The organism is Alcaligenes parafaecalis, assembly GCF_026344135.1.
In the GTDB taxonomy this organism is placed as follows: Bacteria; Pseudomonadota; Gammaproteobacteria; order Burkholderiales; family Burkholderiaceae_B; genus Alcaligenes; species Alcaligenes parafaecalis.
The window spans coordinates 680,313-702,520 of sequence record NZ_JAPKNA010000002.1 but is presented as its reverse complement, the minus strand read 5'-3'; the positions used below and the strand labels follow the sequence as shown (position 1 = coordinate 702,520).

Sequence of the window (22,208 nt, the reverse complement as noted above, 5' to 3'; positions counted from 1 at the left end):
GACTTACCTATATGAAAGAGGTATATATACCTGCTAGTTATTCAATTTAACATTATGGCTACTGCTTCCATAATGGGGATACCCAAAGCTACAAAATAGGCACTTCATGTCTCAATCAGTACCCAATTTTTTATTGATTATTGCGGATCAGCTCCGCGCTGACCATTTAGCTTGCTATGGCAATAAAGAAGTAAAAACGCCCAATCTGGATGCTTTAGCGGCTCGCGGTTGGAGTGCTGATCGATTTTACGTCGCCACCCCCATCTGCATGCCAAATCGCGCGTCCTTGATGACAGGCCGCATGCCATCGGTACACGGCGCCCGTCACAACGGGGTGCCCCTGCCGCTGGACTCCAGCACCTTTGTGGATGTCCTGCGTCAGGCGGGCTGGAGTACGGCCCTGGTGGGCAAAGCACACTTGCAAAACATTACGGATACTCCACCGCTGTATCCACGCCCGGATGATCCTCCCACCCAAGGCGAAGCCCGCCCGCCCTTGCCGACCAATGACTACGGTCAGGAATGCGGCCAATGGTGGCGAGATCGCGCAGATCACGGCGTGCAACTGCCTTTCTACGGCTACGAGCATGTAGACCTGGCCATTGATCACGGCGATCAGGTCTGGGGCGATTACGGCCGCTGGTTGCAGGACGAACACCCCGAGATCGCCGCCTTGTCCGGCCCTGAAAACGCCATCCCGACGCCAGACTACGAATTAAGCCGGATTGGCCAAGCCTGGCGCACCCGTGTGCCAGAAGAGTACAGCACCACGGCCTGGATTGGTGAGCGCACCCGCGCAGTGCTGGACAAATATGCCCAGGAGCAACAGCCTTTCTTTATTCAGTGCTCCTTCCCGGACCCGCATCACCCCTTCACCCCGCACGGCCAGTACTGGGACATGTACAAACCTGAAGAGGTCAGCCTGCCCGACTCCTTCCACCTGGGCCCGCATCCCCTGCCCGCCCATCTGCAATTGCTGCATCAGTTGCGTGATGAAGGCAAAGCTATCAAGCACACACCGACGCTGTTTGCCTGCTCCGAGCGCGAAGCCCGCGAGGCAATTGCCTTGAACTACGGTTCTATTACGCATATTGATGCCGAGATCGGGCGCATTCTGGACCATCTGGAGCACACGGGCCAGGCCGAAAACACCATCGTCATATTCATGAGCGACCATGGCGACTTCATGGGCGACCATCAGTTGATGCTGAAAGGGCCTGTGCATTACCAGAGCATTATTCGCAGCCCCTTTATCTGGTTTGACCCCCAGGATGCGAAAGCGCAAGGTACAAGCCCGGCGGTCTGTTCTACCATTGACGTCGCGCCTACGGTTTTGCAGCGTGCGGGGCAGTTGCCCTACAACGGCATTCAAGGCCGCTCCTTGCTGAACGTCATGCAGAACGAGCCTGTGGATTGGCGCAAGGGTGTACTGATTGAGGAAGAAAACCAGCGCAAGCTGTTCAATACACCTATCCGCACCAAGCTGCGTTCGCTGGTCACGCAGCAGCATCGTCTGAGCTTGTATGAAGGTGGTCAGATTGGTGAGCTTTACGATCTGCAAGCTGATCCGCTGGAGCAACATAATTTATGGGACGAACCGGATGCACAGGCGTTAAAAACAACGCTTTTGTGTCAATTGATCGATACCATGATGGCTCACAGTGAAACCAGCCCTCTACCTCTGGCGATAGCGTGAGCTGAATACTTTTAACTACCCTAATCTGGAGACATCTATGCCCACCCTTTCCTTGCTGCGCAAAGTAAGCATTTGTGCGCTGATCTTACCTTTGGCTACGCCAGTCCAGAGTGCCGAGGTGGCCACGATTGTGGTCAGTTCCGTGGCAGGCGGCCCGCTGGATGTCCTGGGTCGTATGTTGGCCCGCGAGGCCACTGAAACTACCGGCCAGACGATTGTGGTAGAGAACCGCGCCGGTGCAGCAGGGACAATTGCTGCTGAAGCGGTGGGCCGCGCCAAGCCGGACGGCAATACCTTGCTGTTGACGCTGGATACGGTTGCCACCGCCAATCCGCATATTTACGTCAACAGCAAATTCAAGATTGGCGAGTCCCTGGAGCTGGTGTCCTTACTGGGGACGTTTGACCAGGTTCTGGTGGTTCCCAGCAAAACTGGCATCACCACACCTGCCGAGTTTCTGGATCGTGCACGTGCCAAGCCCATGAATTACGGCTCCGCCGGTATGGGTTCACCTGGGCATTTGATGATGTCGGCCCTGACGCAAGATAGCGGCATCAAGCTGGATCACATTCCGTATCGCAGCAATAGCGCTGTGGTCAATGATATGTATGGCGAGCGTCTGGACAGCGGCTTTCTGACGATTGCTGGTGTTTTGGGTCCGATCAAGGAGGGTTTGCTGACTCCCTTGGCAACATCTGGCGGCAAGCGCAATCCTTTGCTGCCTGAGGTTCCTACTTTGGCTGAGGCAAAGTTGCCAGGTCTGGAAAACTTTGACGAAAGCTTCTCGTACCTGGTGTTCACCACCAAGGGTTCGCCTCCCGAGAAGATCAAGGCTTGGAATGATTTGCTGAGCGATATCGTGAAGCGCCCTTCCACCGCCGAGACTTTGCGGATGCTGGATATTCAAGCCTACGATTCGTCCAAGGTTTCTCCAGCCCAATGGGTGCAGCAGCGTAGTGCTCGCTGGGAGCAGATTGTGCGGGATAACAATATTCGCTCTGATCAGTAATTGTTGGAATTACAGCCCCTGGTTTCAGGGGCCGTTTTTTTTTGGGGCTGCGTAGGTGTTGCTGAGGGCAGGCTTTCTTCGTGGAGTTGCTTCGGGGAGGCTCAATGCTTGATGGCGAGGCAGCTCGCAAAAAGAAGGGAGCAGGAGCAGGGAGCCGGTTAGTACAGGTGTAGCAGTGGTCGGGCTGAGCACTTGCCGGTGCTGCGCACCGGTGCCCTTGTCAGGAGATAGCTACGGGCGCATCCTGAACTCGCGGGGTGGTTCGTCCCCCGGACGAACCACAAGCGCCCCGCTCAAACAGCAGGATGCTTGCACCCCTACGCTATCTCCTGACCGCGGCAAGTACTCTGATCCGCCCGACCACTGCTACACCTGCACCAACCGGCAGACTCACACTACTCTGTTCCCTTCTGTTTAAGAGCCAACTGAATGGCTTAGTGCGGTATGAGATTTACTGTTTTTATGTCCCGTTGATAGTGCGAGGTCAATGGCGCCAGAAGTGACCACCGACGACAACAACAACAACAACAACAACAACAACAACAACAACAACAACAAATACCAAAGCCAAAGCCAAAGCCAAAGCCAAAGCCAAAGCCAAAGCCAAAGCCAAAGCCAAAGCCAAAGCCAAAAAGAGTAGCGCCCAAAAAACTTAAAGCCCCCTCCGGCATCATAAAAAAGCTACCTAACCCCCACCCACTTTTTCTTCAACTCCAATCACCTCGCCTGTCACCCACGTCTTCAAACCAGGCTCAAGACCCGCCTGAAGCATCCCAAAAAACACGAAATCACCGTTCAACAAATCCAAACCTTTTCTCCTCTCCAGTGCTGTTTGGGCTATGTACACGATGTGGCTTGTTTTCTTGTGGGGCCCGTGTCCGGCTTGTCGGGCGAGTCAGGACTCTTGCCGCGGGCAGTGTGACGGGGCGGGATGCAAGGGTCGTGCTGTTTGAGGAGCACGCTTGCGGTTTGTCCGGGGGACAAATCGCGCTCCGAGTTCACGACCCGCCCGCCCCGTCACACTGACAAGGGAACCCACGCGCAGCGTGGGCAAGGGGCCCGCCAAGACAAGCCGGACACGGGCCCCACAAGAAAACCCTCGCGCTCCCCCGCATAGCCCAAACAGCACGACCAGAAGAAAGCCGCTGCACCGCCCCAGTCACCTAAGTTCTGCCATGCCGCCGCCTTTTAGCTCATCAAGGTAATGACGCCCTTGTGAACCAACAGCAAAAGCAGAACCAGAAACCAGCCTTAATCCAGGCTGATCCCCGCCCGAGTCACAATGTCATGCCAGTAATCCGCCTCCGCAGGCAGCCCTTTCCGAAACTCCTCAGCAGACACCTTGGACAGCAAATACCCCTGATCCAGTAACTTCTTGCGAATCTCCGAATCAGCCAGCACTTTCTCCAAAGCCCCTTCAATCTTGGCCACAATCTCCGCATCCGTCCCGGCAGGAACTGCCAACGCCCACCAGTTACTGATGACCACATCCTTGTAGCCCAGCTCCTCCATCGTGGGGACATCCGGCAAGGCAGGGAAACGCTCCGGCAAAGCCACCGCCAACGCCTTCAAACGGCCTTCTGGCAAAAAGGCCGCCCCCAAACCATAGCTGCTGATAAACATCTGCACTTCATTGCTCAACAAAGCCTGAATCCCCGGCGCCGAACCCCGGTAATGAATACCCAGCATGTCGCCTTCCAGAGCCTCGGACAGCTTCCACGCAGATAACTCTGGCGTCGTCCCCGCCCCCGGCGTCCCGTAATTCACCTGCCCCTTGCGCTGCTGAACATAATCCCGAAACTCAGCCATCGTGTTGACCGGCAACTGCCCATTCACATAAACCAGGGCCGCCGCATCTGCGACCTTGTTGATGACATACAGATCCTTGGCCGGGTCATAGCCCATGTTCTTGTACAGGAACTGATTGATCACAAAATTATTGGTCGCTGAAAACAGCAAGGTGTAGCCATCTGGCTTGGAGCGCGCCACCATTTGCGTGCCGATATTGCCACCCGCCCCGGTCTTGTAATCTGTAATCACCGTCTGCCCCAATTCACGGGACAGCTCAGGCTGCAAAATACGGAAAATAATGTCCCCGGCAGCTCCCGGTGGATAAGGAATCACAACCTTCACCGGATGATCAGGGTAGTCCGCCCAGGCCAATCCCGCCCCTCCCAGGCAAAGGGCAGCCATCAGACCCAACACTGTTTTTTTGATTACTTGCATCTTGTCTCCCCCGCGCGCCTTTTACAGGTCTATGCGCATCAAGTCCGTTGCCAAACGCAAGTCGCCCTTGTAGCTCTTGCGAATATCCCGAGCCACTTCGTCCAGGCGTTCAGGCCCCATCAAATCAACCGGCAAATGATTACCCGCCGCACGTTTAATCACCGGGCTGGTGGAATCGTAATGCCCAAAGTGGGTGGCCACTAAACTCTTCACATTGGCTCGGCGGGCGATTTCACCCAACTGCAAAGGACTGGTATGAGCAAAAGTGCCCACCCCCGATTCCGCACGGTGTTTCAAGAAAGACTCAGGGAAAGTGCACTCGTGAATCAGCAAATCCGCATCCTGAGCCAAGCGGATCATGGATTCACACGGAGCCGTATCGCCACTGAAAGCCACCACTTTGCCCTCGGCCTCCATACGAATACCAAAACAATCCGTAATTTCCGTCGGAATGTGATCCACCACATCAATGTAGATTTTGACGTCCTCATCCTCGTACATCAGACCAGGCTCCACCTCGAACACCTCGGGGCGTACGGCTTCGATATTCTTTTTACGGGCCGGATACGCGGCACGGGCCTGAATATCCACACGGAAAGCGCCGTTCTCGAAAGAGTGATCCACAAAGTCCTGAGTCCCCTTGGGACCAAAAACCTTCAGCCTGCCTTCGCGGTTGAAAACCCAGCTAGACAAGACAAAAAACGGCAAACCGCAGACGTGGTCATAGTGCAGGTGACTTAGAAACACCCAAGGCACATCAGCCGGATTGATATTGGCCTTCACCATCTGACGCGTGGACCCTTCGCCGCAATCAAACAGGTAATTCTTGCCGTTATCCAGCGTCACCAAAATGGACGACTGGGCACGGTCCGGATCAGGCAACGCAGCGCCGGTGCCAAGCATGGTTATCTTCACGTAAAGCTCCTTCAATCAGATAAAAACATCCGGCACCAGAACAGTGCCTCTTCGATAAAGTCATAAAGTTCTATTTTTAGGACTTTATGAAAAAAGTGTACACCTCGTCTTCCAGACCGATAACTTGGTGTTTTTACCTAGAAGTGTCGTAAAGGCGCATGGCGCCTGGGGTGGCAGGCTTAAAAGCCGGGGGAGAGTTCTGTCTGAATGCTCAAGTATTTGGCGGGATAAAAGACCTGCGCCGCATACACCAGTTGATCAGCACGGTTCAGAATCAGGCGAATTACCCGTACAACAGGCATGCCTATGTCCATGTTCAGATGGCGAGCCAAATCCGCATCCGCCACTCGTACCGTCAGTGTTTGACGTATGGTGTGAATCTGCTCGCGAGCCAAACGATTCAGCACCAGCAACACAGGCTGCTGGCTTAATTCAGGCTGCAGGGTCTGCGCCAGGGTGTTCAGAACATAGACCGTGTTCAGGCTGTAAGCCACCCCATCCGCGTAATTGATGCGACTGGTCCACCAGTAATCATCCGGCAAGGACTGGCCCGTAATCTCTATGGGCAAGGCCCCTGTCCCCTGGCCCAGCTCCACCATGACCGAATCCAGACGCGTCAAATGTTCAATCAGAGCGTCCCAGTTGGTGGGTAGCATCAGCCAATGATCCTGGGCTACATCACCAATAACAAAGGTTCCTTTGCCACGCGTGCGTTCAATCAGGCCTTCATTTTCCAGTTCGTCCAGCGCGGCCCGCACAGTTGCACGCGAGACGCCGTATTCCTGCATCAGCTCTTCCAAGGTGGGAATACGCGTTCCCACTGGCCATTCGCCACGCTCCAGGCGCGCTCGCAAGGTATATTTCACCTTGAGCGACAGGGGCAATTTGGACTGTTTGCGCAGCGAAGAACGTGTGGGATCAGCCATACGAAGAGGCGTCTAAGCACAAGAAAGTGACAAGCCCACATCATAGCCTGCGACGGGATAAGCCGGAGATATCCCAAAAAGGTTTAATCTTGAACAAGCAAGGCGTTTATTTTTGCAAAAGTTGGTAAACGAAAATTAAACGGATCGGATACATTATCCCAATCATTGCTTAACTCTTGATACGAGCCCGAGCCCATGGATGTTTTGCCTTCCTCTGCTTCGCACTTGGCCCAAATTTACCTACTCGGTACGTACCGACTACTGGTTCAAGGACAATGCCGCGCACAAATCATTAATTACGATAAAGCGCGTATTTTGTTGTCCATGTTGGCGCTAGCGCAGGGCAAACCGATCAGTCGTAGCCGCCTGGCTGAAACGATCTGGCACGAAGACCCGATCAGTGTGGGCCGTGCTCGTTTGCGCCATGCGCTACATGCCTTGCGCCGCGCCTTTGAAGGCTGTGATCAGGCCCTGCACATTACCAATGACACCTTGGCCCTGGACCCTAGCCGGGCCCAGGTGGATGTGCTGAGCCTGCTGCAACACCCCAGCCAGCCCTCGCTCAATGACCTGGAACGCCTGAATCTGTATCAAGGCCCCTTGCTGGGCCAGGTCAAGTTGCATCATGGCGAACAGTTGCAGGACTGGTTGCAAGATACACAGCAAAACATTCGACAGACTCTGTCGCAATGTCGTGACCGTTACATACAATCCGGCCTGGCTGCGCTACCCACGCCGCAAGCAATCAGTTACCTTAAACGCTGGCTCCTGATCTGGCCGGAAGAAGAAAAGCTGCATCAGGAGCTGATTCGTCTGCTCAAGCAGGAAGGCCAACACGAAGCCGCCTTGCACGCCTACGAGCAATGCTCGGTACTGCTGGCGGATCGTCTGGGTTGTGAGCCTAGCGCCCAAACGCGCAGCCTGGTGGATTTGCCACAGCGCCCTGCAAATCTGCCCGCCACAGCTCTGCCCAAGTCGGTCTCCTTGCGTCTGCGTCCTTTGGCCGCAGTGGGTTTCTGCCTGCGATTTGAACCCGGCCACCGCCATGCTCGCGAGCAAGGTGGCCTATTGCTGGAACGCAGCCGCCAGACCTTGCACCAATTGATTGAGCATCATGGTGGCTGGCCCTGCGAGGCCGGTCCCAATCAGTTGATCGCTTACTTTGGCTATCCCGAGTTGCTGGAGTCGCCCGTCACCCAGGCGGCCCAACTGGCCCGCGTCGCCGCGACCTTGCGCATGGATGAGCACGTCAAGCTGAGCATCGCCCTTCATGCCGATCTGGCAATGGATGACCAAAGCGCTTATCCCGACCCATGGGGCCAATTGGCACAGATTGTGCTGCCCCTGAGTTGGGAGGCTGCACCCGGCGCACCGCGTATCAGTTCGCAAGCTGCGTTGCGTCTGGACATCAAGGATATTCAAGGCCCTCTGGGTCGCCACAATGAAGCCCTGTGGCTGAACCTCAGCCCCTCTGATATTGATCACAGCCGTTTAACCAGCCGCGTCTATGGTCGCTCCCAGGAGTTCGATCATCTGGTGCAAGCCTGGTCACATATCGGGCCTAATCGTGCCTTGCATCACATCGCCATTCACGGCCGCGCCCATATTGGCAAAAGCCTGCTGGTGCAGTCGCTGGCCGACTATGTACAAAAAACGGCCCACCACTGCATTGTGCTGCATTGTCGCGAAGATAAACGCCGCGTGGCCTGGCACCCGATTCGTCAATGGCTGCACGAGCAGATTGGCGATTACCTCACGTCGCAAAGCAGCAAGCCTAGCGACCCCTTTTCTGTGCAGACCTTGCAAGAGGCCCTGGAGATCAGCCCCAAACAGGCCCAGTCCCTGCATCAATGGTTGAACAGCGGACCTGACGAGCAGGACTTGAATGAGCCCTCTACGGCTCATATGGACCTCTTGTTCAATCTGCTCAGCGGCCAGGGCAATTCCCCCCGCCGCCGTTTGCTGATTATTGAAAATGTTCAGTGGGCCGACCCGCCTACCCAGCGTCTGATTCGCTTGCTGGCGCATACTGCACCGCGTCACCCGACCCTCTTGCTGACCACCAGCCGCAAGCCAGGCCATGGTCTGGAACGCGCCGAGCACTTGAGTTTGCGTGCCCTGGATCGCTCCAACATCAACAGCTTGCTGGGCGGCCAACGTGGCCAACGACTGGCCCGTGACAAGCGCAGCCGTCTGGTCAAGTTAAGCGCAGGCAATCCGGGCCACGCCAATGAGCTGCTGCGCTGCCACGAACTGAATATCGAATGCAGCGACGCGCTGTGCCTGACTGATCTGATCTGTACTCAGTACCACAGCCTCTTGCCCGCTACGCGCCACATCCTGCTCAGCATTGCCTTGCATGAGCAAACCATTGCCATCGACGAACTGGCCCTGATGTTGCGCCTGGACCAAGCCGCGCTGAGCAGTGGTCTGGACACACTGGCCACGCTGGACTTGATTGACCTGCATGACGAGAGCGTCTCCTGCCTGCCTCTGGCCGCCCAGGCGCTGGAGCGCGTGGCAATGCGTGAAGAACTGCGCCAGTCCCACCATGCCATCGCCCAGCACGGCATACGCCGTCGCCATGCCCCCGAGCAGATTGCTCTGCATCTATGTGAAGCCGAAAGCGCGGAAGCGGCTTTCTGGTGGCAACGCGCCGCCCGTGAGGCGCTGGCAAAAGACGATCTGCGTCAGGCCAGCCAATACCTGCAACGCTCCTTGAACCGCAGCGAACTGATTGAGGACCTGCAGGTTCGCCAAACCCTGCAGTTTGAATGTCGCATGTTGCAAGGCGCCATTGAATCGGCCCTGTACGGCCCGGCCTCTGCGTCTACCGCCATGGCTTACGAGCTGGGGCATGAGCTGCATGACGAGCATGACTCGGATCAGGTCATGATCAGCTTGTGGACGGCCTGGACGGCGTTTCAAGCCCAGGGCAACTTCGAGCAAGCCTTGCAAAAGGCGCGCCAACTGCTGGCCCTGGCCAATGAAACCAGCCACGATCAAAACCGGAGCTGGGCTCTGTACGCGATTGGCCAGCACGAGCTCTGGAAAGGCAATGTCAATAATGCCGTCCAGACGCTGAACCTGAGCCTGGCCGTGTTTGATGATCTGAAAGAGCAGAACAGTCGTCAGGCCATTGCCGAGCATTTCCCGCAGTCCATTACCTTTGGCACCTTGAGTGTCGCCCTGGCCTTGCAAGGCAATATGGACGCCGCTCAGCAACATGCGCACCTGGCCTTGCAAAGCTTGCGCGCCGATACCGCTTTTTCCCTGCGAGCCATTACCCATCTGTTCGTAATGCAGGCTTACTACCTGATGGAGCAACTGGAAGACTGCCTGCAAGTGGCCGAGCTGTCCTTGCAAGAGCTGCAAAAGTCGCACAACCCCGAGCCCTGGTCTGCGCTTAGCCGCTCTTACCTGCACTATTGCCATGTGATGCTGCATGGCCGCGAGACCAGCCTGCAATCCCTGCTCGACTGCGTGCAAATTGCTCAGTACGGTCTGCCCATCAGCACCGATGGTTTGATGAGCCGGATTGCTCGCGCCATGATTCGCCTGGGTCGCAGCAATGAAGCCATGCCCTGGCTGGACAAGGCTGCAGCACAAGGTCTGCGCTACGACACCAACAGCCTGGGCGCCGAGCTGCACTGTGTACGCGGGGATGCCTGGATGGCATTGGGCGAAAATGCCCAGGCCTTGCAGGAATGGAATTTGGCCGAGCAGCACATGGAAAAACACAGCCTGCATCGTTACGCGGACTGGATTCAGGCGCGTCGACAGGCTGTGCAGAAACTCAAGGTGTAGTTGGCCTCAAAAAAAATCTGCAGACGCATAACCATGCCCCCAAGGATTCAGCTTTATCCTTGGGGGCATTTCACATCCATTGCGCCTGGCAAAGCGTGACTTAGAGCAACCACTCAATCGGCAAGATAGACAGCACACCCACTCCGGCCCGTCGCCAGATACTGGCATTGGGTTCCGTCGTGAACAGGCGCTGGGTGCCGTCTTCATTCAACTGAATCCAGACCAGCTCCCCTTTATCATCCAGCTCGACGCGATAGCTGCGGTAAGGCAGGACTTCCTCAAAACTCTTGGACAAGGCTTGCGCCATTTCCGAGCTTTCAATAATGAAGCCCAGCTCGGTATTCAAATTGACCGAACGCGGATCGAAGTTGAAGGAACCCACAAATAAGCGCTTGCCGTCCACCGCAAAGGTCTTGGCATGCAAAGCCGAGCCGGAACTACCAAACGGCCCGGAGCCGTGGCGAGTCGGCTTATCGTGGGTAGGTCGCAGCTCCCACAACTGCACGCCTGCCTCCAGCAAGGCCTTGCGTCGTTTTGCATAGCCTGCATGCACGGCCGTCACATCCGTAGCAGCCAGGGAATTGGTCAGCACCCGTACCCGCATTCCGGGCCGGGCCATCATGTCCTCAAACGCACGAACGCCCGCAGCGGTGGGCACGAAGTAGGAGGACACCAGATCCACCTGACTAGTGGGTTTGCCCAGCACATGGTCCATTTGCCAGACCAGCAACTGCTCCGGGTTCACGGGACCCAAGGCCTTGGCAGGATCATCGCTGATCATGGTGGTGCGTGCCCACTGGAAGTCCAGCTCGCCCCGCACTAAATGGCTGACCAGATCCGATTCGCGCAACACTTGCTGATAGTCTTTGGCACGCGGTTGCGCTTCGGCTTCTTGCAACTGCTGTTGAAACTTGGCCAAGGCATCCGGGCCGCCCGTCTTGATCAGACTGTCTACCGGATAAGCGGACTGGCTGGCCCAGTAGCGATCAAAATCCTTGGACACATCCTGCACAACCGCGCCAATCGCCATCACATCCAGGTCTGCAAACAGAACGTCCTGGGTGGCACCGAAATACTCATCCCCCACATTACGCCCGCCAATAATGGTGACCTGGTTATCCACGGTGAAGGACTTGTTGTGCATGCGCCGGTTCAGGCGGGAAAAGTCCGTCAGAAAACCCAGCGGCTTGGGCCAACGCAGCACAAAAGGATTGAACAGGCGCACTTCAATATTGGGGTGTGCGTTCAGGGCGGCCAAGGTATCGTCCAGGCCCGTGATGCCATTGTCGTCAATCAGCAAACGCACACGCACACCACGCTCGGCTGCCTGCAACAAGGTGCCCAGCATAAGGGTGCCGGTGGTATCGCCCCGCCAGATGTAATACTGCACATCCAGGGTTTTTTGCGCGGCAAAGGCCAGCAAGGCACGGGCGGCATAGGCGTCGTGCGGATCGAACAGGGGATAAATTCCCGTCAGTCCGGGATGCTGCTGTGCCATGGGGTCCACAGCCTGACCAATCATGGTGTTTTGCGCCTGATCCAGGGGCAAGGCTTCAGTCTGGCTACGCCCTTCCAGCGAGGGCAAGGCACACCCGGTCAAGCCAGCCAGCAAGGCTCCACCGGCAATCAGGCTGCGCCAAAAGAAGGACAAAGGCTGCCCCTTGGAACGGGGAATTGTCGGCTTCTTGCTGGGGTCGATTTTCATGAAAGCATCTCTGTGGACATGGGCATCGCTGCACATAGTAGCACCGCCATCCCGGCAGACCGCTGGCACGTTTCGCAATCAATACTTGCAGCAAGTGACAGGGCGGACAACAATAAAGCACCAACCCATACTTTAAACCTGAAACAAATAGCATGCCGCCCGCAACGTCTTCCGCTTTACTGCCCCGCCACCTTGCCATTATTTTGCTGTTGATGCTGGGCAGCTCCTTCGCCGCCAACCATATTGCGGCCAAAGTGGCGCTGGACCACGGCACCGGGCTCATCATCTCCGTTATTTTCCGCTCGGCCGCAGCCACCCTGGCCTTGAGCATGCTGCTGATCTGGCGCAAGCAAGCCTTGCATGTGCCGCGTCAGTATCTGGGCTGGCAACTGATGCTGGGCGGGCTGATCACCCTGCAGTGCATGCTGATTTACTCCTCTATTGCCCGCATCCCGGTGGCCCTGGCCTTGCTGGTGGCCAATATGTACCCGATTCTGCTGGCCCTGCTGACCTGGGTACTGGGTGGGCACAAACCGACTCGCAAGACCTCCATCATCATGGTGGCGATTCTGGTCGGTCTCTTGCTGGCACTGGATACACCTAGCCTGATCAAGGGCGCAACGCTGGATGCGCAATGGGTGCTGGGCGTGGTATGCAGCCTGCTGACTGCCCTGACCTTTGCCATTGGCCTGTGGATTACAGAAAATAAACTGGCGCCCCTGCCCGGTCTGGTACGCAGTTTCTGTACCATCAGCCAAACTCTGGTCTGCCTGATTGCCCTGAGCCCCTTGGGGCTGCTGCCCGGTGGCTCATCCCTGCCCCACGATGCTGTTGGCTGGATTGCCCTGTCGCTGGTCTGTGCGCTGTACACCACGGGCTTTGTAACCCTGTTTGTACTGGCCCCACGGCTGGACATGACGCGCAACGCACCCTTCATGAATATGGAGCCGGTGGCTTCCCTGATTCTGGGTTGGCTGATTCTGAAGCAAACCTTGAACTCCACCCAATTGCTGGGTGGGGCCGTGGTGCTAAGCGGGATTATTGCCCTGGCTTACCAACGCGCACCCCGTAATAAATAACAGCAGAAACTAGGCTCTGGACAGAAGCCGCTGCCAAACGCGCGGCAGCACCTGCAACAGATCTTCTGGAATCAGGCCGGGGCCAAACTCCAGGGCGGCTTGTGAATGAAGCCAGACGGCAGCGCCTGCTGCCTCAAAAGCAGGCATGCCCTGGGTCAACAAGCCGCACACCAAACCGGCCAATACATCACCGCTGCCTCCTGTCGCCAACCAGGGGGGCGCGCAGGCATTGATCAAGGCTCGTCCGTCCGGCGCGGCAATCACCGTATCCGCCCCCTTCAGAACCAACACAGCCCCGCATTGCCGAGCCGCCAGACGCGCGGCTTCCAACCTATCTGCTCCGCCATCAAAAACACGAACGAACTCCCCGGCATGCGGAGTCAACACACATTGCTCGTGCAAAGCATCCAGCAATTCCTGCGGCTGTTCGGCAAAGCTGCTGATTGCATCCGCATCCAGCACACACGGTTTCCCGGTCGCCAACAAAGCCAAGGTCAGACGACGGGTCGCCTCCCCCAGGCCCGCTCCGGGCCCCACCAGCCAGGCACGAATCCGTTCGTCCGTGCTAATGGTTTCATCCAAAGGCGCCACCATAATGCTGTCCATTGCGCTGGCGTAAACGGGCCAGACTGAAGGCGGCACTGCCATGCTGACCAGCCCAGCTCCAGCGCGTTGCGCAGCACGGGCCGCCAGACGACTGGCACCCGTCATTCGTTCGCCCCCAACCACCAAGGCATGTCCACGGGTGTATTTGTGACTCCGGGCCCCCAACTGCGGCAAATGGCCTTGCCACAAAGCTGGTTCATTCAACCAGGTATTGGGCTCCTGCAAAGCGGGGGCAGGCATGCCTATATCGGCCAGTTCCAGCTTGCCGCACAAGGCCCGCCCTGGATACAGCACATGACCCGGCTTGTAGCGTACAAAGCTGATTGTCACCGTGGCAGGCGCCACCCCACCGCGCACCTGCCCGCTGGCGCCATCCAGACCCGACGGCACGTCAATGGCACACACAGGCACTTTGGAAGCCGCCAGGGACTGAATCAGGGCGGCTGTCTCGCCTTCTACGTCACGATCCAGACCCGCACCCAGCAAACCATCCACCACCACGGAAAAACGTCGGAAATCCGGGCACTGGCTTTCCCAGCGACCCTGCCATTGCGATTGCGCCCAGGCAGCCGTTCCTTGTCGCACGGACGGGTCCACCAGACTGAACACAGAAACAACCCGCCCCTGTTCGCGCAGAATTTGCGCGGCCACCAAGGCATCACCACCGTTATTACCCGGCCCGCACAAGAACAGCACGGCCCCTTGCGGCCAGTGCCTCTGCACAGTCCGCGCCACCGCACTGGCGGCGGCCTGCATCAATTGCTCGATGGATACCCCGAAACCCGGTGCCGCCGCGTCCATACTGGCGCATTGTGCCGGGCTGTACAGGGCCTGTTTTCCGGGAGCTGCGCTGAGGGGCAAAAAACCATATTGGGACACGAGGGGCATGGCAGGCTCACAAAGGCAGAAATAAAGACACCTGACCACAGACGGACTATCACCCGTTTGCGGTCCCGAAAAGGCGTTCGATACTGGACTGGCCGACGACAAAAAAAGAACGGGTCGCCGCCCGTTCTCTTATCTTAGTGCGAATTGTCTGAATGCAGAACTGTCGCTATCGCCAGCCACTTGCTTAGGCGGACTGCTGTTCCTGCCTATCCTTGACCGAGCCCACAGACAGCTCACGCGGCACATCCACCCCATTTTTAATGGCAATGATTTCAGCCATGATGCTGACCGCAATCTCTGCCGGGGTTTTGCTGCCTATATACAAACCAATCGGGCCTTTGAGCTTGTCGATTTCCTGGGCCGTCAAATCGAAGTACTCGGCCAGGCGTTCGCGGCGGCTCTGGTTATTACGCCGCGAGCCAATCGCCCCCACATAAAAGGCACTGCTTTTCAGCGCCTCCAGCAAGGCCATATCGTCCAGCTTGGGGTCGTGCGTCAGGGCCACAATGGCGGTGCGCCGATCTGGCACGCAGGCGATGACCTCGTCATCGGGCATGCCGCTGACCACACGTGCGCCCGCCACGCTCCAGCCCTGAATATGCTCGCTGCGCGGATCGCACACCGTCACATCAAAGCCATTGAACAAGGCAATGGTGGCCACGTATTCGGACAATTGCCCGCCCCCGATCAGCAGGAGCCGATAGGACGGGCCAAAGGTGACAGACAGGCAATCCTGGCTAAGGTGCAAAGCCGCTGGAACACGGGTGGTGCTGCCCCAGGCACGGCCAGTGTGCAGATCCACATGGCGTTGCACCAGATGACGCTGGTCCAGCAAACCCAGCACATCCGACAAGGCTTGCGGGCAGGGGTTGAACTCCACCAGCAAGCGTATCGTGCCCCCGCAGGGCAGACCAAAGCGGTGCGCTTCATCCGCGCTGATGCCATAGGTCAGCAGTTGGGGGCGGCCATCCCCATGCAGGCGTTTATCGCTCCCTTCAGGGTCGTGATAGGCGCGGATCAGATCGTCCTCGATACAACCGCCCGAGACCGATCCGACCACCGCCCCACCCTTTTCCAGAGCCATGATGGAGCCCTCTGGACGGGGGGACGAACCCCAGGTCTGCACAACCGTGACCAGAATGGCATCACGTCCTTGTGCGCGCCACTCTTGCAACTGGCGCAATACCCTGACATCCAGGCTCTCCATAGTCGTCTCCTGTCTTTCCTGTGTTTACTTGAATATCGGCATGCCGCTATCGCCCGAATCATCAAAGGGATTCAGGTTGTCGCCGTATTCATCCTGCATTTCGATCGTGACTGTATTGGGATCAATTTTGGCGCCCGTGCCCTTGTAGTGCGTCACCATGCCGGGGAACAGCAGCACTATGACAATCATCACAATCTGGATGCAGATAAAGGGTACGGAGCCCCAGTAAATGTCGCCTGTGGCCACACCCGGGATCTTCTTTTTGGTCACTTTGTCGATGTAATCATCCTTGGGCGCCACCGAGCGCAAATAAAATAGTGAGAAGCCAAATGGTGGATGCATAAAGGATGTTTGCATATTAACGGCTAAGAGCACGCCAAACCAGATTAAATCGATACCCATCTTGTCAGCCACCGGCCCCAGCAAAGGCACGATGATGAAAGCCAGCTCGAAGAAATCCAGGAAAAAGGCCAAGACAAATACCAGCACACTGACCAGAATCAGGAAGCCGTATTCACCACCTGGCAGGTCAATCAGCAGGTGCTCCACCCACAGGTCGCCGTCCACACCACGGAAAGTCAGCGAGAAGATGGTGGAACCGATCAGAATGAACATCACAAAGCAGGACAGCTTGGCTGTGGTGTCCATAGCCTGCTTGAGCAAATCAATGCTCAGTCGACCACGGCTGACGGCCATCAGGATGGCACCGACTGCGCCCATCGCGCCGCCTTCGGTAGGGGTAGCAATCCCCAGGAAGATCGTGCCCAGCACCAGGAAGATCAGCCCCAGCGGCGGGATCATTACAAACACGACACGCTCGGCCAATACCGACAACAAACCCAGCTTGAGCCACTTGTTGATCAGAGCCAGCAAGAAGGCCACACCACCTACCAGCAAAATTCCAATGATGACTTTCTCATCAACCGGGCCATTGGGGTCAATCCAGAACTCGTCCAGCACATAACCGGCAACCAGAGAGATCAGCAGGAGCACACACAAGGAACGGGAGCCCGAACGGCCATTGGCCTCCGAGTACGTACGATGCTCAACGGGAATGGGGGGCACATCCTTGGGACGCAGCACAGCCAGAATCAGGATGTAAAGCAGGTAGGCACCTGTCAGCACCAGACCGGGCACCATCGCGCCACGGTACATATCGCCGACCGAACGACCCAACTGGTCAGCCAGCACAATCAGCACCAGGGATGGCGGAATAATCTGCGACAGTGTTCCCGAGGCGGCAATTACCCCAGTTGCCAGTCGACGGCTATAGCCGTAACGCAGCATGATAGGCAGGGAGATCAGGCCCATGGAAATGACCGATGCCGACACCACACCGGTTGTGGCGGCCAGCATGGCACCCACAAACACCACGGCAATCGCCAGGCCACCAGGCATGGAGCCAAACAACTGGCCAATCGTATCGAGCAGATCTTCCGCCATGCCCGAACGCTCCAGAATCAGCCCCATAAAGGTAAAGAAAGGAATGGCCAGCAAGGTATCGTTGGCCATGATGCCAAACACCCGCAGCGGCAAGGCCTGGAACAAGGACCAGTTGAACAGGCCCATTTCCACACCAATCAGGCCGAACACCATGCCGTTGGCGGCCAGAGCAAAGGCAACCGGAAAGCCCAGCAGCAAGAAAACAATCAGTGATGCAAACATCACTGGCGCCATATTGGCGACAAATAAATCCATCATGATCTGGTTCAGCCTTTCTGTTGATGCACTAACTTGGCCTCGGCTTGCCGTGCAATTTCTTCAGCCAGCAACTCTTCGGGCGTTTTTTCCTGCAACTTCTTGTTGGGGTTGGGGCAAGCGCCACGCAAAAAACCAATGCACTTGATCAGATGCGAAATCCCCTGCAGGGAAATCAGGGCGAAACCAATAGGAATAATCAGTTTGGCGGGCCAGCGAATCAGGCCACCGGAGTTGGAGGACACTTCCTGCGTCAGATAAGAGTCCATGAACACCGGCCAGGACAAGGCCATGATGGCGATACAGGCAGGCAGCATGAACAGCACCACACACGCCGCTTCAATCATGATCTGCTTGCGCTCGGACAGGCGCGAGGCCAGCACGTCCACGCGTACGTGTTCGTTGCGCAAAAAGGTGTAGCCACCGGTCAGCAGGAACAAGGCGCCAAACAAATACCATTGCACTTCCAGCCAGGCATTGGAGCTGGAATCGAAAAATTTACGCGCAATGGCGTTATAGGAACTGATCAACACCACCAGCAGAACCACCCACATGACCACCCGGCCACATAGCTGATTCAGGCTGTCGATCGCCCTTGATAGTTTTAGTAAAGATTGCATCAATCCCCCAGATTTTCTGCGTTGAAGTTAGTTGAAATCTAGTTGGACCGAAAACGGGTAGCGCGCTTTTCAACTGCGTCCAGCAGGAAATACAACACCAGACCCATCACGGCCAAAATAAACAGGGCGGAGAACACGCGCACGGTGTCAAACACCCCCTGGGCGCTCATGATCACAAAGCCCAGCCCCCGCTGGGAGGACACGAATTCGCCCACAATGGCTCCCACCAAAGCCAGGGATAGAGCCACTTTCAGGCCTGCCATGATGGACGGCAGCGCCGAAGGCAAACGCACCTTGAAAAACAGGGCGACCGGCCCACCTTTCAGGACACGGCCCAAGTCCAGAATGTCCGGCGAGACCGAGCGCAGGCCTTGCACCGTATCCACAATCACGGCAAAGACGGCAATCAAAAAGGCGATAGCCACCTTGGGCTCGTAGCCGGTGCCCATCCAGACCACGAACAGGGGTGCCAGAGCGACTTTCGGAATACTGTTAAAACCCACAATCAGGGGATAGCAAAAACGCTCGAAGAGCGGTGAACCCACTAAAGCGACCGCGATCAGCACGCCGCCTACGGCGGCCAGTACAAATCCAGCCAGCGTGATGCCGAGCGTGTATAACGCTTGACCCATGTACCAACCCAGTTCGCCATACAAATCCTCCAGAATCAGCGAGGGGCGCGGCAAAATCACTTCCCGCACCTGCCCCAGCCAACAAATTAGTTCCCACGCCAACAACACCACGACGGTAGAGACCACGCCCGCCAACCAGGAGGGCATGGAACGCAAGGCTTTACTCATGGCTATCTCCTGCACCATCGGCAATACCAAACAATTGGCGGATATGAGCCACATGACGCCCGAACTCCGGGGTCTCGCGTAGAGACAGCGGGCGAGGACGGGGGAAGTCGATGTGGATCTGTTCCAGGATGCGGCCCGGACGGGAGGAAAACACCAGCACGGTATCAGCCAGAAACACGGCTTCGGCAATGCCGTGCGTCACAAACAAGGTGGTGTTGCCCGTTTTCATCCAGATGCGTTGCAACTCGGCGTTCATGTTGTCGCGCGTCAGTGCGTCCAGCGCACCGAAAGGCTCATCCATCAGCAGCAGGCGTGGGTCATCGACCAGAGCGCGGCAGATGGAAGCGCGCTGGCGCATGCCACCAGACAACTGGCGCGGATAGCTATCCGCAAACTGGGACAGGCCCGTCAAGGCCAGCAAGGCATCCACCTTGTCCAGATAGTCCGCCGTACGTTTGCCCGCGAACTCCAGGGGCAACAGAATGTTGTCGCGTATGGTGCGCCACTCCAGCAGGGCATCGCGCTGGAACACCATGCCCACCTGATCGGGCGGGCCGCTGACGGGTTGCTGGTCTACCGTCAGGGAGCCACTACTGATATCTTCCAGCCCGGCCACACAACGCAAGAAGGTGCTTTTCCCGCAGCCGCTAGGGCCCAGAATGCTGATGAACTGGCCGGGTTGAATATCGACATTAATGCCATCCAGGGCCAGCACATCCCGCGCACCTTCAAAGCGCTTGCGCACATCTTGAGAAAGAACCCGCGCCGCCATTACTTCTGCTCCAGCGCGGTCAGGGATTGCGTCGTCACCACGCCGGACTGGTAGAAATCCGTGGCTTTCTGACCAGCGGGAATCAACTCCACCCGCTCCAGCGTGGCAATCGTCTTGTCCCAATCCGCAGGCTGGTTCACACCAATGCTGCCTTGCCCGACGGCTGGGCCAAAGTAGGTTTTAAGAATGTTCAACTGGTCCAGCAAGATCGCTTTGTCCAAACGCGCATTGGGGCGTTGCGCCACAATCGCATCCACAGCTTCCTGCTCGTGACCGTTGTAAATGTAGTTCCAGGACTTGGCGACCACATTAGAGAATGCCGTCAGCTCCGCGCCACGACTGGCCAGCTTGGATTCGCTGGTGAACAGGCCAAAGCTGACCATATCCAGACCATGCTGGGCAAAAGGAATGGCATTGGACTCACGTTGACGCGACACCGAGGCCAAGACAAACGGAATAGTTGAAATAACCGCATCTGCCCGACCCACGGCATAGGTGGCGGCCTTGCCAGCCGCATCCACGCTCAGCAGATCCACATCACTGCGGCGCAATCCACCTGCTGCCAGGAAGGCATCCACAAACGGAGCTTCCAGCGAACCGGCGGTATAGGCGATCTTGCGCCCCTTCAAACCCGCCGGCCCCGTGATGCCCGAATCCTTGGGCACCAGCACGCCAATATCACTGGTCGTGGCAAAGGTAGCCAGACCTTTGACCGGCAAGCCTTTGCTGCGGGCAATGACCATAGAAGCCAGTGCGGCCTGGCCCACATCGAAGCGGTCGCTGCCACCCACGATCTGCACCGCCGTCACCGAACCGTTGCCATCTTCCAGGCGCACATCCAGCCCAGCCTGCTTGAACCAGCCCTTTTCCACCGCCAGATGAAACGGGGCATGAACGGCCCAAGGCGTCCAATCCAGCTTCACATTCAAGGGTTCTGCTGCCACCCCCCACGTGCTCAACAACAAGGTGGCCCCGATTGCGAGGCGCACACGTCCTCCCAAAGCTTTACGCTCCGTCATCTCCTTACCCCCGTTTTATTTATCGTCTTGCGTCGTCTAGGCGTTTATGAGCGCCGGAAAAGTCCCATGAAGCGGTCCCACAAAATGCTGAAGAACATCTTGACCGGATTGAACTCGGCCACGACAGGTTCTTCACCTTCGGCCAGCGGTTTTTCCAGGCGCAGGTTCACGTTCTTGCCGAACTCCGCAATCATGCGGCGTACGAAGTCCTGAACCAGCCCGGAGCGCGAAAACTGCGCCAGCGGCCCTTGCAGCGAATACACCAACTCGACTTCCACGCGGCTGCGTTCGTCGCCATCCGGATTGACCTTGAAGCTGACATCGCCACGAGCACGCGATTGGCTCAAAGAGTCCACACCTTCGCCGCGCAGCACGGCGGCACGGCGCTCGTTGTCTTCTTCCAGCGTGGCATTGCCCTTGAAAGCGGCCGACATGGGGCCGAACTTGATGGCGATCTTGCCCTGTACCGTAGCCCCCTCCTGGGACTCGATAATCGCACCGGGCAAACAACCCGCCACCTTGGGCAAATCTTTCATGAAAGCCCAGACCTGATCAGCCGGGAAGCGGGCATCAAAACCACCTTGAATCGCCTGGCCTTTGCCCTTGTCGGCACTGCCGGAGGCGGCAGGCGCAGCAGCCGCCACTGGAGCGGGAGCCTGTACTTCTTCCTGTACGGCTTCAAAGGTGGTGAAACCGTTCTGGTTCCAGTCCTGTTGCACGTTTTGCAGCACAGCGGCACGCAAGGCTTCTACCTGAGCATCGGGCTGATCGCGCAGGGCTTGCAGCACGGACAGAATGGCGGCCGTAATGCCCTGATAGCCGGTGCAGCGGCAAATATTGCCGGACAGCTCAATACGCACACGGGCTTCATCTGCATCCGGCAAACGCAGCACGATGTCACGGCTGGTGGCCAACATGCCAGGGGTACAAAAGCCGCATTGCAAGGCGTGTTTTTCAGAAAAAGCCTTACGCAGACGGCTCATGATCGGGTCGTCGTCATAACCTTCTACGGTGGTGACTTCGTGGCCATCACAGGCACCGGCAAAGGTAATGCAGGAGCGCACCGGACGGCCATCGACCAGCACCGTACACGCGCCGCACACACCGTGTTCACAGCTCAGGTTGGTGCCGGTCAAACGGCTTTTCTCGCGAATGAAATCACCCAGGTGGGTACGCGACTCGGCCTCATGCTTTTGCAAGCGGCCGTTAACTTGAATCGAGATTTCTGCCATGTC

Annotated in this window: 17 protein-coding genes; 4 read left to right on the top strand and 13 right to left on the bottom strand. The window is 57.2% G+C overall.

Annotated elements, in window-relative coordinates:
* Positions 1 to 106: 106 nt before the first annotated feature.
* Both OSH09_RS10075 and OSH09_RS10070 read left to right on the top strand, forming a co-directional pair.
* On the top strand, positions 107 to 1,696 hold the full coding sequence (locus tag OSH09_RS10075; RefSeq protein WP_266120894.1) for a sulfatase family protein: 1,590 nt from the start codon (positions 107 to 109) through the stop codon (positions 1,694 to 1,696).
* A gap of 37 nt (positions 1,697 to 1,733) precedes the next feature.
* Complete coding sequence (locus OSH09_RS10070; RefSeq protein ID WP_207871966.1) at positions 1,734 to 2,705, top strand: Bug family tripartite tricarboxylate transporter substrate binding protein; 972 nt, start codon at positions 1,734 to 1,736, stop codon at positions 2,703 to 2,705.
* 484 nt (positions 2,706 to 3,189) lie between these two features.
* On the opposite strand, the gene OSH09_RS10065 is transcribed toward OSH09_RS10070, so the two are convergent.
* The 4 genes from OSH09_RS10065 to OSH09_RS10050 form a co-directional block, all read right to left on the bottom strand.
* A complete protein-coding gene (locus OSH09_RS10065; protein ID WP_266120893.1) occupies positions 3,190 to 3,324 on the bottom strand; it encodes a hypothetical protein in 135 nt (44 codons plus the stop codon).
* Positions 3,325 to 3,956: 632 nt separating this feature from the next.
* Positions 3,957 to 4,931: a Bug family tripartite tricarboxylate transporter substrate binding protein gene (locus OSH09_RS10060; RefSeq protein WP_266120892.1), complete on the bottom strand. Its 975-nt coding sequence runs from the start codon at positions 4,929 to 4,931 to the stop codon at positions 3,957 to 3,959.
* Positions 4,932 to 4,952: 21 nt separating this feature from the next.
* Complete coding sequence (locus OSH09_RS10055) at positions 4,953 to 5,846, bottom strand: MBL fold metallo-hydrolase (RefSeq protein ID WP_222668726.1); 894 nt, start codon at positions 5,844 to 5,846, stop codon at positions 4,953 to 4,955.
* A 179-nt stretch (positions 5,847 to 6,025) separates the two neighbouring features.
* Complete coding sequence (locus OSH09_RS10050; RefSeq protein WP_207871972.1) at positions 6,026 to 6,772, bottom strand: GntR family transcriptional regulator; 747 nt, start codon at positions 6,770 to 6,772, stop codon at positions 6,026 to 6,028.
* Positions 6,773 to 6,967: 195 nt separating this feature from the next.
* On the opposite strand from OSH09_RS10050, the gene OSH09_RS10045 reads away from it, so the two are divergent.
* The gene (locus OSH09_RS10045; protein ID WP_266120891.1) at positions 6,968 to 10,579 is read left to right on the top strand and encodes an AAA family ATPase; all 3,612 of its coding nucleotides are present in this window, start codon (positions 6,968 to 6,970) and stop codon (positions 10,577 to 10,579) included.
* 100 nt (positions 10,580 to 10,679) lie between these two features.
* Here the strand turns inward: OSH09_RS10045 and OSH09_RS10040 are convergent, their stop codons facing one another.
* The gene (locus OSH09_RS10040) at positions 10,680 to 12,284 is read right to left on the bottom strand and encodes a phospholipase D family protein (protein WP_323178747.1); all 1,605 of its coding nucleotides are present in this window, start codon (positions 12,282 to 12,284) and stop codon (positions 10,680 to 10,682) included.
* Positions 12,285 to 12,436: 152 nt separating this feature from the next.
* Between OSH09_RS10040 and OSH09_RS10035 the strand changes: the two genes are divergently transcribed.
* Complete coding sequence (locus tag OSH09_RS10035) at positions 12,437 to 13,363, top strand: EamA family transporter (protein WP_207871978.1); 927 nt, start codon at positions 12,437 to 12,439, stop codon at positions 13,361 to 13,363.
* A 9-nt stretch (positions 13,364 to 13,372) separates the two neighbouring features.
* Here OSH09_RS10035 and OSH09_RS10030 read toward each other — a convergent pair whose 3' ends face one another.
* The 8 genes from OSH09_RS10030 to OSH09_RS09995 form a co-directional block, all read right to left on the bottom strand.
* Positions 13,373 to 14,857, bottom strand: a complete 1,485-nt coding sequence (locus tag OSH09_RS10030) for an NAD(P)H-hydrate dehydratase (protein WP_266120890.1) — start codon at positions 14,855 to 14,857, stop codon at positions 13,373 to 13,375.
* Between the two features lie 184 nt (positions 14,858 to 15,041).
* A complete protein-coding gene (locus tag OSH09_RS10025; RefSeq protein ID WP_266120889.1) occupies positions 15,042 to 16,064 on the bottom strand; it encodes an XdhC family protein in 1,023 nt (340 codons plus the stop codon).
* Between the two features lie 24 nt (positions 16,065 to 16,088).
* On the bottom strand, positions 16,089 to 17,762 hold the full coding sequence (locus OSH09_RS10020; protein WP_266120964.1) for a TRAP transporter large permease: 1,674 nt from the start codon (positions 17,760 to 17,762) through the stop codon (positions 16,089 to 16,091).
* 11 nt (positions 17,763 to 17,773) lie between these two features.
* Positions 17,774 to 18,382: a TRAP transporter small permease subunit gene (locus OSH09_RS10015; RefSeq protein WP_207871989.1), complete on the bottom strand. Its 609-nt coding sequence runs from the start codon at positions 18,380 to 18,382 to the stop codon at positions 17,774 to 17,776.
* Positions 18,383 to 18,420: 38 nt separating this feature from the next.
* Positions 18,421 to 19,182, bottom strand: a complete 762-nt coding sequence (locus tag OSH09_RS10010; protein WP_222668734.1) for an ABC transporter permease — start codon at positions 19,180 to 19,182, stop codon at positions 18,421 to 18,423.
* Entirely contained in the window at positions 19,175 to 19,954 is a 780-nt protein-coding gene (locus OSH09_RS10005; protein WP_207871996.1) for an ABC transporter ATP-binding protein, read from the bottom strand. Before OSH09_RS10005 ends, OSH09_RS10010 begins: the two co-directional genes overlap by 8 nt.
* Positions 19,954 to 20,973: an ABC transporter substrate-binding protein gene (locus tag OSH09_RS10000; protein ID WP_266120888.1), complete on the bottom strand. Its 1,020-nt coding sequence runs from the start codon at positions 20,971 to 20,973 to the stop codon at positions 19,954 to 19,956. The genes OSH09_RS10005 and OSH09_RS10000 overlap by 1 nt, the downstream gene beginning before the upstream one ends.
* A gap of 44 nt (positions 20,974 to 21,017) precedes the next feature.
* Positions 21,018 to 22,205, bottom strand: a complete 1,188-nt coding sequence (locus OSH09_RS09995) for a xanthine dehydrogenase family Fe-S subunit (protein WP_266120887.1) — start codon at positions 22,203 to 22,205, stop codon at positions 21,018 to 21,020.
* Positions 22,206 to 22,208 lie beyond the last annotated feature (3 nt).